Origin of the sequence: Streptomyces sp. NPDC002680 (genome assembly GCF_042889145.1) — a bacterium.
GTDB classification, from domain to species: domain Bacteria; phylum Actinomycetota; class Actinomycetes; order Streptomycetales; family Streptomycetaceae; genus Streptomyces; species Streptomyces adonidis.
In genome coordinates this window covers 38,725-56,399 of record NZ_JBIAQP010000030.1, presented here as the reverse complement: position 1 = coordinate 56,399, position 17,675 = coordinate 38,725, and the positions used below count along the sequence as shown (strand labels likewise).

Sequence of the window (17,675 nt, the reverse complement as noted above, 5' to 3'; positions counted from 1 at the left end):
CAGCCGTTCGACAGCCCCCACACCCTCCCCGCAAATCCTCCATATCTGCTTTACGTCGCCCTCACTCCGCATATCGCCTCCTGATCCGCTCCCTCGCCTCCCGGACCCGTTCCAGCCGTACGGCGATCCGAGCGCCGTCCGCCGCCGGTACGCCCGGTGCCGCCGCCAGCTCGCCCAGCAGGTCCGCCAGCCATGCCACGTCGGCCCACTCCCGCGTCCCCGTGAGCAGACTGGCGAGGCGCTCGTCCAGGTCCGCCCAGTCACCGAGGCCCGCCGCGATCACCGCGTGCAGGAAGTCGGAGGCGCCCTCGGTCAGGTCCCAGCCGGAGGCCAGCCGGTGCGCCTCGCGCCAGACCGGGCGGGCGGCCTCCGTGCCCCGTTCCCCGCCGACCGCGAGGGCGAGACAGAAGGCGCCGCCCGCCTCGTGCAGGGCGCGCATACGGTCCGCCGTCTCCCGGGCGGCCGCCCATCGGCCCGCCTTGCGCTGGGTGCGGGCCAGCTCCTCCATCCCTGCCGGTTCCACAAGACCGTGCCGCGCGGCCTGAGCGAGCGCCGCCGCCGCTTCCTCGGGGCGCCCGTCCAGGAGGTGGATCTGCGCGAGGGTGTGGTGCGCCCAGGCCAGGTCGTCGCCGATCACCAGGAAGCGGGCGAGGTCGGTACGGGCGTCCTCGGGGCGGCCCACCGCCAGCAGGGTCATGATCCGGCGCATCAGATGCCAGGCCCCGTCCGGATCGAGCGCGACCGCCCGGTCCAGATCCGCCAACGCCTCGCCGTACAACCGCAGTTCGTGCAGCACGGCGCCCCGGCAGCCGATCGCCCACACGCTGTCCGGGGCGAGTGCCAGCGCCCGGTCGAGGTCGGCGCGCGCCTCCTCGAAGCGGCCCAGACAGCGCAGCGCCTCGCCCCGGTTCCACAGCGCCCACGCGCTCTCCGGCTCCAACTCCACTGCCCGGTCGGCGTCTTCGTACGACGCCTCGTAGCCGTCGACCCGCCGGTGCACCACCGACCGCTGCACGAGCGCCCACGCGTACGACGGATACAGCTCCAGCGCCTTGTCCAGGTCCCCCAACGCCCCTTCGTTGAGCCCGAGTCGACTGCGGGAGACACCCCGGCTGGCGTACGCCGACGCGTAGGCCGGATCGAGTTCGAGGGCGCGGTCGTAGTCGGCGAGGGCGTCGGCGTCGCGGTCGGCGACCCGGAGCGCGTCACCGCGCTCGCACGCGACCCAGGCCAGCTCGGGGCCGAGGGCCACCGCCCGGTCCAGATCGGCGAGTTGACCGTCCCGGTCCCCGCGCGAGCGGTGCACCCGGGCCCGCCGGACCAGCGCCCACACGTGCTCGGGGTCCAGTTCGAGGGCCCGGTCGAGGTCGGCGAGGGCGTGCTCGGTGTCGCCGGTGCCGTGCCGGGTGACCCCGCGGGAGGCCCAGGCGCCGGCCAGGTCGGGGCCGAGGACAACCGCCCGGTCCAGGTCTCGGACGGCTTCCTCGTGGTGGCCGAGGATGCGGTGGTAGTCGCCGCGTACGAAGAGGATGCGGGCGGTGTCGGGGGCGAGTTCGTCGGCGCGGTCGAGGTCGGCGATGGCGGCGGCGTAGTCGCGCTGTTCGGCGCGGGTGACGCCCCGGCCGTAGTAGGCGCGCTCCAGCGCGGGATCGAGGGCGACGGCCTGTTCGTACTCGCCGAGGGCCTTCTCGTACTCCCGGCCCATTCGCAGTTCGCGCCCGCGCAGCATGCGTGCGACGGCCTGGCCGTGCGCGTCGAGCCCGCCCCGGTTGAGGAGCAGCGCCAGTGCGCCGAGCACTCCGCCGTCGCCGCCGTATCCGCCTCCGTCGGCTCCGTAGGCGCTCGCGCCGACCTGCCTGCGCGCGTTCCCTTCCCCGCCCGCCTCGTCGGAGTCGTCGGCCCCGGTGGAGTCGTTGGCCTCAGTGGAGTCGTCGGCCTCGTTCGCGGCAGGCACGGAGAGGGCGGCGAGCAGGTCGCGCCCCCAACCACCCACGATCGGCGCCTCGTTGTCGTCACCCGCCTCGACCAGCACGTGCGCCCAGCGCCGGGCTACCACCTCCCCGTGGTCGCAGGCGTCGACGACGTCCCGCAGGACGACGGGCAGCGCGGTACGCGGGGACGCGCACAGCAGGTGGTACGACTCCGCGAGCCGCAGCTCCCGCCACTCCTCCGTCGCCCACAACTCGTCGGCGGGGAGCGGCACTTCGGCCTCGGCGCGCCAGCGGGCGAAGGTGTCGGCGAGACCGGTGTGCTGCTCGGCCCAGCGGCGCGGGGAGCGCCGACGCTGGAGTCGGAGCATGGGCGCCCGGACGACATCGTGGTACTGGATCCGGTCCCCCCGGTCGCTCACGAACGGCAGCGACCTCAACCACCCGAAGAGCAGGTCGAGTTCGGTCTCGTCGCCCGGCAGTACGGGGGCCGGGAGAGCGGCCCGGAAGATGTCCGCGTCCAGCCGGCGGGGCAGCGCGCAGGCGAGGGCGGCGGCCTGGCGTACCGGGTCGGTCTCCCACTTCAGGAACCGCCCCACGGCGGTCGCACTGGGATCACCGACATCGTCCGGGTCGGCGGGGCGGGCCTCGGCGAGGGTCGACACCAGCACCGGCAGCCCGCCGGTGAGCCGCAGCACCTCCTCCACGACCGGCTCGGCCGTCACGCCCTTGTCGGCGAGCAGTCCGCGCGCCTCGGCCTCCGTGAACGGCCCGAGCGGCACCTCGGTGACGAAGTCGGCGAAGCCGCCCCAGCGTCCGGTGTCGAAGGGCCGCTGACCCGCGGTGACGAGGACGAGGTTGGAGGGGAAGGAGAGGTCGCCGTAGCGGTCGGTGGTCATGATGTCGTGCAGCCAGCCGTCGAGGAACGGTCCGGTGCGCTCGTACGTGTCGAGGAACAGGACGATCCAGGGCACGGCCGTGCAGATGCCGTCCAGTTCGGCGAGCAGTACCGGGGTGAGGACGCGTTCGGGCGCGAGGACGAGCTGGACGTCGTCCTGGTTGCGCAGCCGGGCGGCGATCCCGGCCCGCACCCGGTCGGCACCCTGGGCGATCCGGTCGGCGTCGAGGGCGCCGGCGAACGGTCCGACGACCGGGATGAGTCCGGCGCCGACGAGCCCCATCCGGGCCGCCGTGAGACTCCCGGCGGAGGGCCCCTGGGGCTGCGGTTCAAGGCTTTCGAGGCTCGCGACGGCGGACTCGGCCTCGTGCCGCCGCTCCCGATGGGCCGCGAGGAGCCGCTCCAGCTCCTTGAACCGCCGTCCCTGGGCAGCAAATTGACGGCACATCACCGCGAGCGCCTCCGGCACACTGCCGACGCCCTCGTCGACGTACGCGGTGAGCGCGCCGCGTTCCTTGGCCTGCTGCTCCAACTCCCGTACGAGGAAGGTCTTTCCGACTCCGGCGTTGCCGTGCACATGGAAGCGGAAGCGGTGGCGTTCGTCGTCCGGCGGCAGCTCGAAGTTGGCCCGGAACGCGGCCCGTTCGGCACCCCGGCCGACGAATCCGGCGCGTCTGCGCTGCTCGATCAGCTGCCGCATCGACGGCCGCGAGGCCTGAGCCATCCGTGGGTCCCCTCGTATCGGTACTGTCCGTTGGCGCGTACACCAGTCTGGCCCAACTCCCGGACGGTGAACGGGAGGTCAACCGGGGAGGGAACGGGGAGACGGCGTGCGGGCCGATCCATAGAGTTGCCTCATGACCACAACAGGTACCCCCCACCCCACCCGTACCTCCCCCTCCACCCACACCGCGCTCACCCTCGCCTCGACCCTGCTGACGGCGACGGTCGCGCTCTACATAGCCCTGGTGGCACTCGGGAACATCACCGACTTCGACTCGAACCAGCAGTTCGTGCGTCATGTCCTCGCGATGGACACCACGTTCAAGGACGACGACCTGATGTGGAGAGCCATCACGTCGAAGGGCCTCGCGGACACGGCGTACGTGGCGATCATCGCGTGGGAGACAGTCGCGGCGCTCGTGCTCATCGCCGGTACGTGGCTGTGGGTCCGCCGCGACCTCGAACGGGCGCGGCGCGTCTCGACGTACGGCCTGCTGATGCTGATGCTGCTGTTCGGCGCCGGTTTCATCGCGATCGGCGGCGAGTGGTTCGCGATGTGGCAGTCGGGCGACTGGAACGGGCTGGACGCGGCGACGCGGGTGTTCCTGCTGAGCGGGCTGGTGCTGCTGGTGATTCATCTGCCGGTGGGTGGGGCGACCGTGGCCGAGGGCAAGTCCGAGGAATAGGCAGGGGCACTACTTGACGACCGTCACCGCGGTCCCCGCGTCCCCGAAGGCCCACAGGGCGGTGCCGTCCGCCTTGGACATGCGGATGCCGCCCGTCTGGACGCCGGACGCGGGCTGCGGTGAGGCGCCGTCGACGGCGTTGGAGAAGGCGATGGAGAGTCCGGAGCTGGTGGCGAAGAACATGACGTGCTCGATGGCGACGCCGTCGGAGCCGGTGCGGGCCTCGTCCCGCTGGCCCACCGAGTACGTCCCCGGCTCCGGGCTCACCGAGCCCGGCCACACCACGAACGTACGCCGGGTCTGCTCGCTCGCGTCGATCAGCCAGACCCGCTTCTGCCCGAGCGAGTAGACGACCCGCCGCCCGGTCCCCGACCCGTCCGGCACGACCGGCGCGGCGGCCTGGCTGGGCTTGGCGGAGGGCTGCGCGGAGGCGGACGCGCTGGGCCTGGCGGCGGCGGTGGCGTGGGGCTGCGGACCCTGTTCGGCCTTCACGGCCAGGGCGGCGACGACGGCGACCGCGCCCAAGGTCAGACCGGTGACCCAGACCGATGAGGGAAGCCGTCGGGCAGCCACGGTCACGCATCTCCTCAGCTCCGGAACCCGCCGCCGGGTACTCCGCCGGGGGTCGGATCATCGTACTCCGATACGGGGTCCGTCCCCGGCCGGAAGGGTGCCGGGGACGGGTGGCCGAGAGAGTGGGGTCGGGCGTCAGTCCTGGTGGACGACGTTGCGGCCGGGGCCGCCGCTGAGGGTGTCCTTGCCGGGGCCGCCGTACAGCTTGTCGTTGCCGCTGTTGCCCTGGATCGTGTCGTTGCCGCTGTTGCCGTAGAGGATGTCGTTGCCCGGGCTGCCGTAGATCAGGTCGTTGCCGGTGCCGCCGCGGACCGTGTCGCTGCCGTCGCCGCCAGTCAGGGTCTGCCGGCCCGCGCCTCCGTAGAGGAGGTCGTTGCCGGTGCCGCCGTCCACGCGGCTTCCCTCACCGTCGGCCTGGATCGTGTCGTTGCCGTCCTGGCCCCAGGCGCGCCCCTTGCCGTGCACGGTGATGTTGTCGTTGCCGGGGCCGCCGTAGACCAGGTTGGCGTCGAGGTCGCCGGTGTGGGTCGACGTGTCCTTTCCGGCGCCCAGGTCGATCATCGCCGGGTAGCTGTACAGACTGGGGCGGTCGTCGTAGGTGACGTCGTCGTTGCCGTCGCCGAGTTTCATGGTCAGTGCTACGTGCTCCTGGGCGTCATCCCCGAGGTACAGCTCGCAGGAGATTTTGGTGCGGTCCGCGGGGTCGGGGTGGCTGCAGAAGTCCCCCGGGCCGTCGATCGGGACCACGTCGTCGATGGAGTAGAAGAAGACGACTGACATGCCGCCGTCGCTCACCACACTGACCTTCACCTTGTTGGCCTGGCCCTGCGCCGCCGTGTAGATCAAGGACCGGCCGTCAGGAGCTTTCGTCACGCTGGCCGCCGGTTCCGCAGCACCGGCGGTGGCGGGCAGGGCGACCAGGGCGGTCAGTCCGGTGGTGACGGCCAGGGTCAGGGCCGAGGCGGTGCGGAGCACTTTGCGGCTTACGGAGCGAGAGGGCATTGCACAACCTTCATGAGGAGCAGGCGAATTGCAAGACGCCTAGGTGACTCGCGACGAGCACGGAGGGTTGTGCGCAAAGAATCCTCACAGCGTTGCCGGAGTGATTGACGAGCAGGGTGGTGCGATCTACCTTCTGATCGACTTTCCGAACCGCGTTCGAAATCTCGGCCAATAGCCAGCGCCAATTAGCCAGCCTGGCTACGTACTTCAAGTCCCCGCACCCGCTTGGAGACAAAGATGAGCGCAAGACCCCAGCCGTCCCGCCGTCTCTTCCTCGGCATGGCAGCAACAACCCCCCTGGCCATGTCCGGCGTACTGACCCTGGGCGCCGGCACCGCCCACGCCGCGGACTCGGCGTACGTGATGTGCTACTTCACCGAGTCGACGAGCCTCGGGCTCGGCACGGACTACGGCCTCCACCTGGCCGTCAGCACAGATTCACTGAACTGGACACCGCTGAACCAGAACGACCCCGTGGTCACTCCCACCGCGGGCGCGCTCGGCCTGCGGGACCCGTTCCTCATGCGGAAGCAGGACGGCACGTTCGTCGTCCTCGCCACCGACCTCAAGGGCACGGACTGGTCGTACAACAGCCAGTACATCCACGTCTGGGACTCGGCCGACCTGCGCACCTTCACCGGCTACCGTCGCCTGAAACTGCACGACATGACGACCCACAGCTGGGCACCCGAGGCGTTCTGGGACGCGGGGCGGGGCCAGTACGCGGTGATCTACTCGTCGGTCAACTCCAGCGGCCACAACGTGATCATGGTGAACTACACGAGCGACTTCGTGACGGCGTCGGCACCGCAGGTGTTCTTCGACCCGGGCTACGACGTGATCGACGGCAACATGGCGGTAGGGGTCAACGGCTACTCCTACCTGTTCTACAAGAAGAACCAGACGCTGGTCTCGGCCCGCTCGACGTCCCTCAACCCGGGGAGCTTCACGGAGTACAGCGCGGGGGTGGCGCACGGGGGTACGGAGGCGCCGACCGTCTTCAAGTCACTGACGTCGAACACGTGGTACCTGTGGGGCGACACGTACACGCCGAACGGCGTCTTCTACGCGTGGCAGAGTTCCGACCTGGCGTCGGGCACCTGGACGGTGCTGGACCAGAAGACGTACACGCAGCCGGTCAACTCCAAGCACTGCGGCATCGCGACGATCACGACGACGGAGTACAACAACCTGCTGACGAAGTGGGGCTCCCCGGCCTGGAACCGCCTCAAGTCGTACAACTACCCGGCGCGTTACGTCCGCCACGCGAACTTCGTCGGCCGGATCGACGAGTACCCCTTCGACCTGTACACCGACTCGGAGTGGAAGCTCGTCCCGGGCCTGGCGGACACGGCCGGGGTCTCGTTCCAGTCGGTCAACTACCCGACCCGCTACCTCCGGCACTACAACTACGCCCTCCAACTCGACGTGAACGACGGCACGTCGACGTTCGCGGGGGACGCGACGTTTTACCGGACGGCGGGGTTGGCGGACAGTACGTGGTCGTCCTTCCGGTCGTACAACAACCCGACGCGGTACATACGGCACTCGAATTACGTGCTGCGGATCGATCCGGTGTCTACGGCTACTGAGCGGCAGGACGCTACGTTTCGGGTGGGGTACTGAGGCGGGAAGGCTTTTCTTTCCCCCCCCGGGGCCAGCTCCTTTGCCGGTGCCGGAGCGCTTCTCCTGCACCGGCAACTCCGGCATCCGCACGGCTTCTGGGGCCCCGCAGGTGCCGGGAGCAGCGTGACTCGCGGCCTCGGTCGTCGCATGCCTGGGAAGCATCCCCGCAGGTGCGGGGAGCAGCCGGGAACGAGGCGGTCGGGGTCGACGTAGCTAGGACCATCCCTGCGGGTGCGGGGAGCAGTTCAGCGTGACCGACGAGCAGGCCGCCGACCAGGGACCATCCCTGCGGGTGCGGGGAGCAGCCAATGTGGGCGGCCGGCTGCTGGACGGGGTAGGGACCATCCCTGCGGGTGCGGGGAGCAGACTCTTTGAGCTGGTCGTTTGTCTCAGGTGTGCTGGATTTCGAAGTACTTTTGCCGACTCTGACAAGAGGCCTGAAAGTCCATGAATACACCTCACCCTCGACCAAACCGACGACGTCTAGCCGCCCCACTCCACCCCGAAGGCGCAGAAGTCGGTCGGCTCGCCTCCGCCGACGGAGGTTTCGGATTGGGGCGGTGGATCAGTGTTGCCCCGTCGTAGTCGATGGGGTGCCACGCGTGATCGTGGGTCAGGAAAGTGAATCCCTGCTCATTGTTGGTGGTGTGGGCCAGCAGAGCGCGTCCCTGGTCTGCGTACTGCTGGACTTCCTGCCACAGCACATCTCGGATGCGAGCCGACGGATTGCCCACGAACACGCCCGCCGAGATTTCCAGCAACCAACGCGTGAGGAAGCCACGCAGCCCCGCGGGGCAATTCGTGAGGACTATGACGGTCACCAGCTCACCCGTTCATAGTCGTCCGATGATGAGCCGCCGTAGTTGAAGCCGGACGGGACTTCGTGGCCACCGTCGCTCTGAAGCGTGACCACGTCCCGGTCGGCGCCCGTGTCCGTGGCCCCGTCCTCTTCCGGCAGCAACAAGTGCTTGATGTCCTCCACGCACCGCTCCAGCAGCGAGGTCTCGTTGATGCGGTCACGCAACGCTCGGCGCGTGCGTGGGCCCACGTCCTCCTCGTCCTGTGCTGCGACGTCGAAGGCCAGTGGGATGCCGATCTCCGTCTTGTAGAGGTCCGCGATGTCCAGGACGAAGGACAGTTCATGGCCGGAGTGGACGAAGCCGAGAGCCGGGCTGCAGCCCAGTGATGTGACGACGGCGTGGGCGATGCCGTACATGCACTGCGCTGCCGCGGTGATGCCCTGGTTGACGGCGTCTCCGGTGGTGAAGTCGCCGGGGGTGTACTGGCGGCCGCGCCAGGGAACGCCCGTGCGGGCGGCCTGGGCGCGGTAGCAGTCCTTGACCCGGCGTCCCTCGCGGCCCAGGAGTTCATGGCGGGTCAGACCGGCCGGGTCCTCGTCGGGGAAGCGGAGCCGGTACATCGCTCGGGCCACGGCAAGGCGGCTGCGCGTGTTGGCCCACTGTCGTGCCTGCGCCTCCATGAGGGCCGACGAGCGGCTCAGGGCGCGGCCGGCCGCGTAGTAGCGCACGCCGCGCTCGCCGACCCAACAGACGGCCGCCCCTGTTTCGCCGAGGACGCTCATCGCCTGGTGGGTGATGCGCGTGCCCGGGCCGAGCAGCAGCGTGCCGATGGTCGCCGACGGGATGTGGGTGGTGCCTTCGGCGTCCTGGGCGGTGATGGCGTTCGCGTCCCGGTGGACGGTGCACCGTTCCAGGTAGATGAAGGAAACACGGTCCGCGACGCGGGTGAGTTGGCGCGGGGTCAGGGCCGCGCGCTGGGAGATCGTGGTCATGGCGTCTGGCGTGGGGTGAGGGGTGCCAGGGTGAGGAGGCCGCAGCCGTACGCCTTGGCACGGCCGATGCCTTGGGTGAGCGTGCGGCGCAGAGCATCGGGGTCGGTGACTTCGAGCCGTCCGTCGAAGGTGACGGCGACGAGGGTGACCGACCGGCCCTTCCGTTGCCCGTCCGTACCCCTCGACTTGTCGAAGGAGAGACCCTTGTGATCGCGGACGGACAGCTCGTACCGGTCGCCGTGGTGCTCGTGCTTGCCCTGGTGCGTCGTACCGCCGGGCAGCAGCCGCTTGCCGTCGGTCTTCTCCAGGATGCGGAAGCCGCACTGTTCCTGGCGTTCCAGCAGCCAGCCCATCTGGTGTACGGGGGTGAGATGGGCGGTGATTTTCCGAGGCTCGGCGGAGTTGCGGCGGATGGTGTGAACCGGGTTGGCGGTGAGCCGGAACGCCCAGCGGTCTCCCGGGGACAGCTTGTCGAGGAGCGGCCCGTAAGGCCTGGTCTGCCAGCCGGGTGTCTGGGGATCGGCTGCCGCCGCCGCGGGCCAGCCGGCCTGTTCGACCAGGTGGGTCAGGTCGGGGCGGTCGGGGCTGACGACGTACAGCAGTACCTCGGCGCGGGCGTTGTGGTCCAGGCGCCACAGCACCCGCGGTGCGCCCGGGGTGGGCGCGTCGGTGGGCAGCAAGGCGGGGAACGAGGACATGACGGCCGCGTGCAGTGCCTGCGGCGAGGACAGCAGACGGCGGGAACCTGGCCGCGCGGTGTTCACGCGGAAGCGGGTGAGGAACATCAACTGCTCTCCTCCTCCAGAGCATCGGGCAGGGCGTCGAACGGGTCGTGCCGCGTGACACCCGGCGGGACGCGCGGCACCGGGGGCACCGGTACGGGCACCGTGGTGGTGACGACGGTGCGCAGGGCGTGGCGGCGATGTGCGGCGGCGAAGCTGAGCGGCTGGTCGCGCAGGGTGTCGGCGGCGGTGTGCTCGTCGTCGGCTGCCGCCTCCCGCAATACGGTCAGCGGCTCCCCCGTACGAGAGCGGTGCCGTCTGCGATACCAAGCCGACGCCTGCCACGGCACCTCCTGGAGCACGTCCTCCAGCCGTGTGCCCTCGTACAGACCCAACTCGATCCGTTCGGCGGGCGGGCAGGAGCGGCGGCCGAGGAAGGGCGGGTACGCCGGGGACCTGAGCGCCTCGTGCAGCTGCGCGAGCAATGCGTCCTCGCCCTCGACCGCCGCGACGAAAACGGCGTCCGCGAGGTAGTAACGCTCCGACAGCGGCATCGACTTGCCGGTGACGCCGTGATGCGCGGTCTGGAAGTCCCTTATGCGGGTGCCGGGTTGGTCGATGCGTACGCCGAACCGCAGGGCGGCCAGCGGCGCGAGCGCGTTGTCGTCGCCGCGCTCGATCCCCGCGGCGGCGGCGAGCAGGCCGATGACGCCGCTCTTGGTGGGGGCGGACTCGGTCGTACGGCGGGTGAAGCGGGAGGAGGCCCCCCAGGACTGGAGGGGGCCCGCCAGCCGCAGGGCGAGCACGCTGTTGCCCACGATGCCGCTGCTCACGCGGGCTTCTCCAGCCGTTCGGTGACGGCGCGTCCCACCGCCGTGACCAGCTCGCCCAGGGTGTCGGACTCCGTACCGAGGTCGGCGAGTTTGAGGGTGTTGGGGCCGACCCGCAGCACCCAGGTGAGGGTGGATTCCCGTTCCCCGTAGGCGCGTTCGATGTCCGGGACGTAGGCGGCGAGCCGGTCGGATGCCTCCCGTACATGGCCGCCCTGGTCGCCGCGGACGGGTTCCTCGAAGGCGGCGACGAAGCTGATCGGGCGGGTGGTACGGAGCTTGACGACGACAGCGTCGGGCAGGGTGTGGTGGCCGAAGGTGTTGATCTTTCCGGTGGGGAGGGAGGCGACGAAGCTGTGCACGAACGCCTCGACCGCCCGGCGCACCGGTTCGGTCCTAGGCTCGTCGTCCCGCAGCCCTTGGCCGAGGTTGGCGGCGAGCTGGTGGACGCCGAGGGCGGCGTAGCGGTAGAGGGTGGCGGAGTTGAAGTCGACGGTGCCGATCATTCCGGCGCCGGTCTCCTCCTCGGTGTTCTCGTCGTCGACGGCTGTGTAGTAGTCGGACTCGTTCTCCACCCGGTGGACGCTGATGGCATGGGCGACCTGCACCGCCGCGTCGACGTTGAAGTCGGCGGCGTCGGCCACCATCCGGCCGAAGAGGGCGATGTCGACGGAGTGGCGGCTGTCCGCGATCTCCTTAGCCTTGTCCTTGTTCGCCTTCTCCTTGAGGAACGCCGCAATGTCGGCGGCGCCGTCGAGGGCGAGGCGGGCCAGGCCATCGAGTTGGCGGGCGCTGAGGAAGACCAGATACTTCGCCTCGGGCGCCGGAGCGTCTGCGGCGGACTCCTTGGCCGCGTCGGCCTTCCGCTTGGGCACCTCGGTCTTCAGCCCGGTGGCCTTCACCGTCTCGTCGGCGAGCATGAGCGTCGTCTCGCGGCTGAGAGCCGGATCGAGCGCGGCGATCCGCTCGGCGACGACCTCCACAACCTTCTTGGTCCGCACGCCGAGTTCGCTCGGTTCGAGCAGGTACTCGTCGCCGAAGTACGTGCGGGTGGCTCGTTTCCACGCCTGGCTGGAGATCCTGGCGCGCGGCACGCCACCGTACACGGCCGTCTTCGGTGCGCCCGTGTCGTCGCGGTTCAGGTTGCTGGGCGGGACGGTCTGCAGAGCGTGTACGTCCAGAAAGATGCGGTTCACGGGGCGTCCTTGTCGCTGTCGTCGGGGCCGGTGGTGGCGGCGGTGTCGTTGTCTGCGGCGCTCCGGCCGGGGACTTGTGCGGTCTGTTCCTGCCCTGAGTGGAAGGCGTGGAAGGAGCGGCCCCACTCGCGGCGGACGACGGCGGCTCCGTCGGGCCACTGCCACTGGTAGAGCTGTCCGGCGAGCAGGCCGTAGTCGAGGGGGATGTCCGCGCGGCGCAGCAGGACGACCAGGTCACGCAGCCGTTGGGACAGGGCGGTCAGGTCGGGTGCGGTGCCGGCACGGACCAGTCGCTTGAGGACGGGTTCGTCGATCGTGTCCGGCAGCATCAGGCGCCGTACGGCCGCGCCCAGTCCGGTCGGTCGCTGGTAGGTGTGCGGTCGGTGCATGCGTACGCCTCGGGACTGCTGGTGCAGCGCCCAGAGGGTGAGGGCCGCGTGCAGGGCGTCCTCCGCGCGGACAAGTTCCTCCTCGCCGAGCGGCCGGACGCCTTCGACGCGGGCGTGCAGCGGTGAGGTGTCGACCAGCGCCCACAGGTCGGGCAGGTCACCGGCGTCCCGGCCCGCACCGCGGCGCAGCCGGGCGAGCGCGGCGACGTCCTTGGAGTTGTCCCGCAGATAGCCGTTCTGCCAGGGCGTGATCCGCGTCGCGGCCAGCTCGGCGACCCGAGTGCGGACCGAACCGACCGTGGACGGGGCTGTGGTGGTGGTCATACGGGTGCCTCCGTGCCGGTCGTGGAAGAGACGCTGTCTTCTTCGCTGCTGGGCGGACCCGGCCGGAACAGGTCTGGCCGAGACAGGTCCACGGCGTCGCGCTCACCGCGGTCGAAGGGATGGCCCAAGACCTTGAACAGGCGCGCGCGGAACCATTTGTCGGCCAGGTCGGCGTTGAGCCAAAGCGCACCCTTTTTGTCGGTGACGGTCATGCCCTGCCAGGCGGCGTCGCCCGCCTCCGCGACGAGACGGTCCCCGAGGCCGCCGATGATGCCGTGGACGTCGCGCTGCCACGCGCTGCGCCGCTCGAACGGGTCATCGGCGCCAGCCAGGGCGGCGACCCAAGTGCGGTACGGGTGTTCCAGTGCGGTGAACCCGAGTTCACGTGCCGCGGAGCGCGCCCCTTCCCCCTCGGAGCCGGTGGCACGGGCCAGATCGGTGGCGAGGTCGCCCAACGCCCGTACAGCGAGGTCCGCGTCCTCGGCCGCACCGATCGCCTGCTGCGCACACGTACGGTCCTGGCAGTGAAGCAGCACGACGGGCATGGTGAGCCGGTCGTCGGCGATCTCGTCGATGACCGACTGCTGGGTCCCGTACTTGGCGCCGATGACACGGGCCCGGATGAGGAAGTCTCGCGGCAGTTCCCCCTCGGTGACCAGGCGGGCGACCCACTCCAGGATTCCGGGACGCAGGTAGGAAGCAGCCTCCGTGCCCTGGCCGGTCTCGGACCGGTCGGCGACGAGGGAGGCGATGCCCCGCCAGGCCGAGCGTGCCGGGTCGTGCTCCCGGGGCAGGTAGACCGGTGACCGGCGCAGCTTCTTCTCCTGGGCCGGGCTGCGCCGCCATGCAGTCATCGGCTCGCGGCGGTGCATGTTCCGGGAGGCCAGCGGGTCGCCGTAGCCGAGGACGACGCCCGTGACGGTGCCCTCGTCGTTCTCGTCGTCCTCGTCGTGGCGGAGGTCGTGATGGAGGCGCAGTCGGCGCGTCTGCCAGGTGTACAGGTCGCGCAGTCCGGTGGGCGCGCGTTCTGCTCCGCCAGGCGGGCTCGGTTCGCGGCGCCAGGCCGGCCGGTCGTCCGCCGTGAAATCGAAGGCGTCGGTGTCGGCGGCCACCAGATTCAGCAGCAACGTCTCCCGGAGGGTCTCCCCTTCCGCGAAGACACCGCCGAGGCCGCCGGCCCACCCCGTGCCGAGCGGATACACCTTGCCGCTCTTGACCCGGTCGTCGCCCACGGCGCCGGACTTGATGCCGGAGGTGTCGTAGGCGTGGGCGTGGACGACCCAGCGGGCGGCCTCGGCGAAGGTGAGCCGTTCGACGGTGGGCATCCGGGCGGTGAAGAAGGGCTCGCCATTGGGTACGTCGGCCACGATCCGGTTGAGCGAGAAGACCTCGTCCTTCGCCGTCCGCAGTCCGGCGGTCTGGAAGAACGGGGTGGCCGGGTGGAGCAGGTCGAAGCGCTCGCGGTACGTGTCGAGATAGGCCCCGACCGGCGCGAAGCACTCCGGGTCGGCCCAGAGTTCGCCCCAGGTCTCGATGTCAGGGGGGCCGTCGAGGGCGTCGTGGGCGACGGCCAGCAGCAGGCGTAAGAGGGCGAACTCCTGGGTGGCCAAGTCCCCTGCCACGCGCCGCAGTTGACCGGCCTCGGCGAAGACCTGCCGCAGCGACAGCTCCTGCTCCGAGCCGTCGCGCAGAAGGACCCCGATCCACGGCTCGTCCGTAAGGTCGAACGAAGGAACGCACGGAGCGCATGGAACCTCGGCAGCGCTGCCGAGGCGCAGTTCATTCATTTCGTTCACGGGTCACCTCCAGACCGTCGGATCGGCTGTAGCGGAGTTCAAAGCCTGCCAGGTGGGTCTGACAATCCTCATCGAGCGCAAGAATCAGCTGGTCAGCGAGCCAAGGGCTGTCCTTGCCCTGCCAGGCGGGCATATACAGCTGCTCCAGTTCGGCGATGGCGTTGTCGAGGGTCTCGGCGTACGAGAACTGGATGGGCAGCCGCAGCCCGCAACTCGCCGCCGCACGGGCCGCGTACGACGTGGGCGCCTGCTCCTGCGGCAGTTCGAGCCCACCGCGCGGCCGTCCCTTCCGGTCCACCTCCAACCACGGCAGGGTGACGAGCGCACCGTCGGCCCGCCGTTGTACGACGACGACCTCCAGGCTTTCGCGGCTGTCACGGACCTGGGCCCGCCCGGCCCGGGTGTCGTCGGCATCCCCGACCCCGGCCGCCACCCACCCGAACAACGGCCGCCCGGGCCGTTGGACTTCGCCGAGCCGGAACACGGCCGCCCGCTCGGCCTGATCACCCCGGTGCCGTTCGAACCGCACGCGCGCGTCCTCCAGCGCGGACGCCCAGTGCTCGGGCACGACAGGTGTCTCGGCGTACGCGCCCTGCACCAGCGGGCTGATGTCGTCGGGCAGCAGTACGGGGCGTTGTGGCCCACGGTCGAGATGCGGCAGCAGGACGGCAGCCGAGCGCAGCAGCGCGTACGCCCCGTACACGGCGACCGACCCGCGTACGGGAGCGGGCACGTCCGCGTCCCAGTCGGCACCGGTAAGCAGGCATCGGGCTGCCCGCAACCGTTTGGGCCGCTCGCCACGCTGGTGCCGATGCAGTCGTCCCATGCGCTGCAACAACAGGTCCACCGGGCACAGATCACTCACGAGGAGGTCGAAGTCGACGTCCAGCGACTGCTCGGCGACCTGGCTGGCCACCACGATGTGCCGACGCTCAGGCCTCCCCGTGGCCTTGCCCGGCGGACCGAACCGCCGCAGCAGATCACGGTCCTTGGCCGCCCGGTCGACGTCGACGAAGCAGGAGTGGGCGACGGTGACGTCCTCGTCGCCGAACCTCTCCCGCAGCACGCGGGCGGTCTCCAGCACGCGCTTGACGGTGTTCCGTACGACGAGCACGCACCCACCGTCCACCAGCTCGGCTTCGAGCCGGTCGGCCAGCGCGTCCGGGCTGTCCGCAAGACGCTCCAGGCGGACGTCCGTCGTACGGCCCGAGGCAGCGGGCGCACGCGCGACGGGTGTGCCGCCGGGCACGACAGCGGTGAGCAGCGGATACGCCCCATCCGGCGAACTGTCGGTCTGTGTGCCGCCCTTCCCGGAGTATGCCTCGACCAGTTGGCGCCGACGCGTGGCGGGGAGCGTCGCGGACAGCACGACCACAGGAACCCGGTAAGCGCCCAGCCAGGCGAGCACCCGGTCGAGGTAGACGCTCATGTAGGTGTCGTAGGCGTGCGCCTCGTCGATCACGACGACCTTGCCCGCGACGGCCAGATGACGAAGGGCAAGGTGACGGCTTTTGAGTCCGGCGAAGAGCAGTTGGTCGACGGTGCCGACGACAAAGGACGCCAGCATCGCTTTCTTACGACCACGCAGCCAGGCGTGTGCCACCAACTCGGCGCCCGCGAACGACACGTCTGTCCCCGGCCGCCGGGGCATCATCGCTGCGGGGGCATCGACATCGACGGCCGCGACCCGACCACCACTGGCCAGCAGCCCCGCGAAGTCCTCGTTGAGAGCGGCCTTGGAGTGGGCCAGGTAAACGGAGTGCCGCGAACCCCGACCGAACGGCAACCGCTCCAACCACTCCAGGAGTCTGGGGAACATGGCGTTGCCGGTTGCCATGGTCGGCAACGCGAAGAACACCCCGCCGGCTCCCGAACGGGCCGCGAAGACCTCGGCCACGGCCAGTGCCGCCTCGGTCTTCCCCTCCCCCATCGGCGCCTCGATGACCATCAGCCCGGGCGCATCCATCTCCCGGGCGAAGTCCACGGCGGCCTCCTGAACAGGCCGCACCTTGGCCTCCACGGGAAGCCCGAACCGCCCGGCGAACAGCTCGTCGACATCCCCACCCGGCTCCTCCGCGCGCCAAGGCGCCGGCAGATCGAGCCCGCGCCAAGCGGCGGCGAGCCGTTCCTCGCTGCTATGAGATGCAGCATCCGGGAAGTACGGGAAGAGAGCAGGATTGCTGGCGATCCAGTCGGAGACGATGACGAGAGCGGTGAGCAACACCTGTGCGGGCTGCGGCAACTTGACTGCCCGCCACGCGTCCAGCCTCTCCATCGCCCCAAAGCGCTCGGCACAGCCATCGAGCAACTCCGCCTGGACGCGCCGCCACACCGCGTTGCTCGGCCCTGGGGTGCGCAGCAACTCGTCATGCCCGTAGAGGGCCTTGATCTGTCCGTTCTCCGGCGGCACCCCATGATGTCCGCCCACGGCGACCGTGAACTGCCCGGTCTGCTTCGGCAGCCACCCGTACCGCTCCTCCAGCCACTCACCGAGCAGCACCTGCCCGGCCAGCCCATGCGGCGCCAGCCGCCGATCCGGCCCCATGGTCTGACGGGACCGCATCTCCAGCCCCTTCTCCCGCATGGCATCGGCGAGTTGATCGACCTGGCAGGCGAAGGCGGGGGTGGCTTTACCGATGTCGTGCACCCCGGCAAGCCAAACGGCAAGGATGCGCCCGTCCGCCTCACCACGGGGCAAGGCTTCACCAACAAGGCGCCGCACGCTCGCGGGCAGCCACTGGTCCCACAGGAGACCGGCGACAGCAGCGGCATCCTCCATGTGCCGCCACAACGGTAACCAGCCGTCGGTATCCCGATCATGCTTCGCCCACACCGACCGCGCGGGGGCGTGGAGCCGCGAAAGCAGGTCGGCGCGGGGAACTTCCCTACGCGTCATATGAGATGCCTACACGCAGGTCGGGGGGTTGGTGAGTGGATTGGAGGAATCGGGCGTGATGTGCGCCCGATGCGGCTGTACGGGGCGCTATGGGCAGGCTGGAGTTTTACGATGGCTTGTTTGCCGCCAGGCGGCGCCGCTCTGAGGGAGGTAGACATCGGATGCCCTATTTGCCGGAGTTAGGGAAAGTGTGTGAAACCTTGCCCCCAGAGCGATAGAACCACAGCTCAGCCAGTCTGCTCCCCGCACCCGCGGGGATGGTCCCTCCGGCATTTCATCGACATTGTCGAATAC

The 17,675-nt window shown here is 70.1% G+C and carries 13 protein-coding genes and 1 CRISPR repeat array (1 of these 14 running past the window's edge); of the genes, 2 read left to right on the top strand and 11 right to left on the bottom strand.

Features of this window, described 5'->3' with window-relative positions; translation table 11 throughout:
• Window positions 1-61 precede the first annotated feature (61 nt).
• The gene (locus ACFYXF_RS48880; protein ID WP_389360315.1) at window positions 62-3,550 is read right to left on the bottom strand and encodes a tetratricopeptide repeat protein; all 3,489 of its coding nucleotides are present in this window, start codon (window positions 3,548-3,550) and stop codon (window positions 62-64) included.
• A 133-nt stretch (window positions 3,551-3,683) separates the two neighbouring features.
• Between ACFYXF_RS48880 and ACFYXF_RS48875 the strand changes: the two genes are divergently transcribed.
• A complete protein-coding gene (locus ACFYXF_RS48875; RefSeq protein ID WP_389360313.1) occupies window positions 3,684-4,235 on the top strand; it encodes a DUF2165 domain-containing protein in 552 nt (183 codons plus the stop codon).
• Between the two features lie 9 nt (window positions 4,236-4,244).
• On the opposite strand, the gene ACFYXF_RS48870 is transcribed toward ACFYXF_RS48875, so the two are convergent.
• Both ACFYXF_RS48870 and ACFYXF_RS48865 read right to left on the bottom strand, forming a co-directional pair.
• Entirely contained in the window at window positions 4,245-4,814 is a 570-nt protein-coding gene (locus ACFYXF_RS48870) for a hypothetical protein (protein WP_389360312.1), read from the bottom strand.
• Between the two features lie 129 nt (window positions 4,815-4,943).
• Window positions 4,944-5,810: a calcium-binding protein gene (locus tag ACFYXF_RS48865; protein ID WP_389360311.1), complete on the bottom strand. Its 867-nt coding sequence runs from the start codon at window positions 5,808-5,810 to the stop codon at window positions 4,944-4,946.
• A gap of 237 nt (window positions 5,811-6,047) precedes the next feature.
• On the opposite strand from ACFYXF_RS48865, the gene ACFYXF_RS48860 reads away from it, so the two are divergent.
• Complete coding sequence (locus ACFYXF_RS48860; protein ID WP_389360309.1) at window positions 6,048-7,436, top strand: glycoside hydrolase family 43 protein; 1,389 nt, start codon at window positions 6,048-6,050, stop codon at window positions 7,434-7,436.
• 458 nt (window positions 7,437-7,894) lie between these two features.
• Here ACFYXF_RS48860 and cas2e read toward each other — a convergent pair whose 3' ends face one another.
• Genes cas2e through cas3 form a run of 8 tightly spaced genes read right to left on the bottom strand, consistent with a single transcriptional unit; the run spans window position 7,895 to window position 17,381 of the window.
• Window positions 7,895-8,257: a type I-E CRISPR-associated endoribonuclease Cas2e gene (cas2e, locus tag ACFYXF_RS48855; protein WP_389360307.1), complete on the bottom strand. Its 363-nt coding sequence runs from the start codon at window positions 8,255-8,257 to the stop codon at window positions 7,895-7,897.
• Window positions 8,254-9,228 (bottom strand): type I-E CRISPR-associated endonuclease Cas1e, encoded by a 975-nt coding sequence (gene cas1e / locus ACFYXF_RS48850; RefSeq protein ID WP_389360305.1) that lies wholly within the window; start codon window positions 9,226-9,228, stop codon window positions 8,254-8,256. Before cas1e ends, cas2e begins: the two co-directional genes overlap by 4 nt.
• Window positions 9,225-10,013, bottom strand: a complete 789-nt coding sequence (cas6e, locus tag ACFYXF_RS48845; RefSeq protein ID WP_389360303.1) for a type I-E CRISPR-associated protein Cas6/Cse3/CasE — start codon at window positions 10,011-10,013, stop codon at window positions 9,225-9,227. The genes cas1e and cas6e overlap by 4 nt, the downstream gene beginning before the upstream one ends.
• Window positions 10,013-10,771: a type I-E CRISPR-associated protein Cas5/CasD gene (gene cas5e / locus ACFYXF_RS48840; protein ID WP_389360381.1), complete on the bottom strand. Its 759-nt coding sequence runs from the start codon at window positions 10,769-10,771 to the stop codon at window positions 10,013-10,015. The genes cas6e and cas5e overlap by 1 nt, the downstream gene beginning before the upstream one ends.
• Window positions 10,772-10,779: 8 nt before the next feature.
• Entirely contained in the window at window positions 10,780-11,976 is a 1,197-nt protein-coding gene (cas7e, locus tag ACFYXF_RS48835; protein WP_389360301.1) for a type I-E CRISPR-associated protein Cas7/Cse4/CasC, read from the bottom strand.
• Window positions 11,973-12,689, bottom strand: coding sequence for a type I-E CRISPR-associated protein Cse2/CasB (casB, locus tag ACFYXF_RS48830; RefSeq protein WP_389360299.1), 717 nt, complete (start codon window positions 12,687-12,689; stop codon window positions 11,973-11,975). Before casB ends, cas7e begins: the two co-directional genes overlap by 4 nt.
• Entirely contained in the window at window positions 12,686-14,476 is a 1,791-nt protein-coding gene (casA, locus tag ACFYXF_RS48825) for a type I-E CRISPR-associated protein Cse1/CasA (RefSeq protein WP_389360379.1), read from the bottom strand. The genes casB and casA overlap by 4 nt, the downstream gene beginning before the upstream one ends.
• A complete protein-coding gene (gene cas3 / locus ACFYXF_RS48820; RefSeq protein WP_389360297.1) occupies window positions 14,469-17,381 on the bottom strand; it encodes a CRISPR-associated helicase Cas3' in 2,913 nt (970 codons plus the stop codon). The genes casA and cas3 overlap by 8 nt, the downstream gene beginning before the upstream one ends.
• Before the next feature lie 236 nt (window positions 17,382-17,617).
• A CRISPR array of direct repeats spans window positions 17,618-17,675; the repeat unit is 29 nt; unit sequence CTGCTCCCCGCACCCGCGGGGATGGTCCC; it runs 885 nt beyond the window's last position.

Excerpts from the sequence above, each read along its gene's own strand:
- ACFYXF_RS48880 (WP_389360315.1), bottom strand. The coding sequence starts at position 3,550 with ATGGCTCAGGCCTCGCGGCCGTCGATGCGGCAGCTGATCGAGCAGCGC.
- ACFYXF_RS48875 (WP_389360313.1), top strand. The coding sequence starts at position 3,684 with ATGACCACAACAGGTACCCCCCACCCCACCCGTACCTCCCCCTCCACC.
- ACFYXF_RS48865 (WP_389360311.1), bottom strand. The coding sequence starts at position 5,810 with ATGCCCTCTCGCTCCGTAAGCCGCAAAGTGCTCCGCACCGCCTCGGCC.
- ACFYXF_RS48860 (WP_389360309.1), top strand. The coding sequence starts at position 6,048 with ATGAGCGCAAGACCCCAGCCGTCCCGCCGTCTCTTCCTCGGCATGGCA.
- cas1e (WP_389360305.1), bottom strand. The coding sequence starts at position 9,228 with ATGACCACGATCTCCCAGCGCGCGGCCCTGACCCCGCGCCAACTCACC.
- cas6e (WP_389360303.1), bottom strand. The coding sequence starts at position 10,013 with ATGTTCCTCACCCGCTTCCGCGTGAACACCGCGCGGCCAGGTTCCCGC.
- casB (WP_389360299.1), bottom strand. The coding sequence starts at position 12,689 with ATGACCACCACCACAGCCCCGTCCACGGTCGGTTCGGTCCGCACTCGG.
- casA (WP_389360379.1), bottom strand. The coding sequence starts at position 14,476 with ATGAATGAACTGCGCCTCGGCAGCGCTGCCGAGGTTCCATGCGCTCCG.
- cas3 (WP_389360297.1), bottom strand. The coding sequence starts at position 17,381 with ATGACGCGTAGGGAAGTTCCCCGCGCCGACCTGCTTTCGCGGCTCCAC.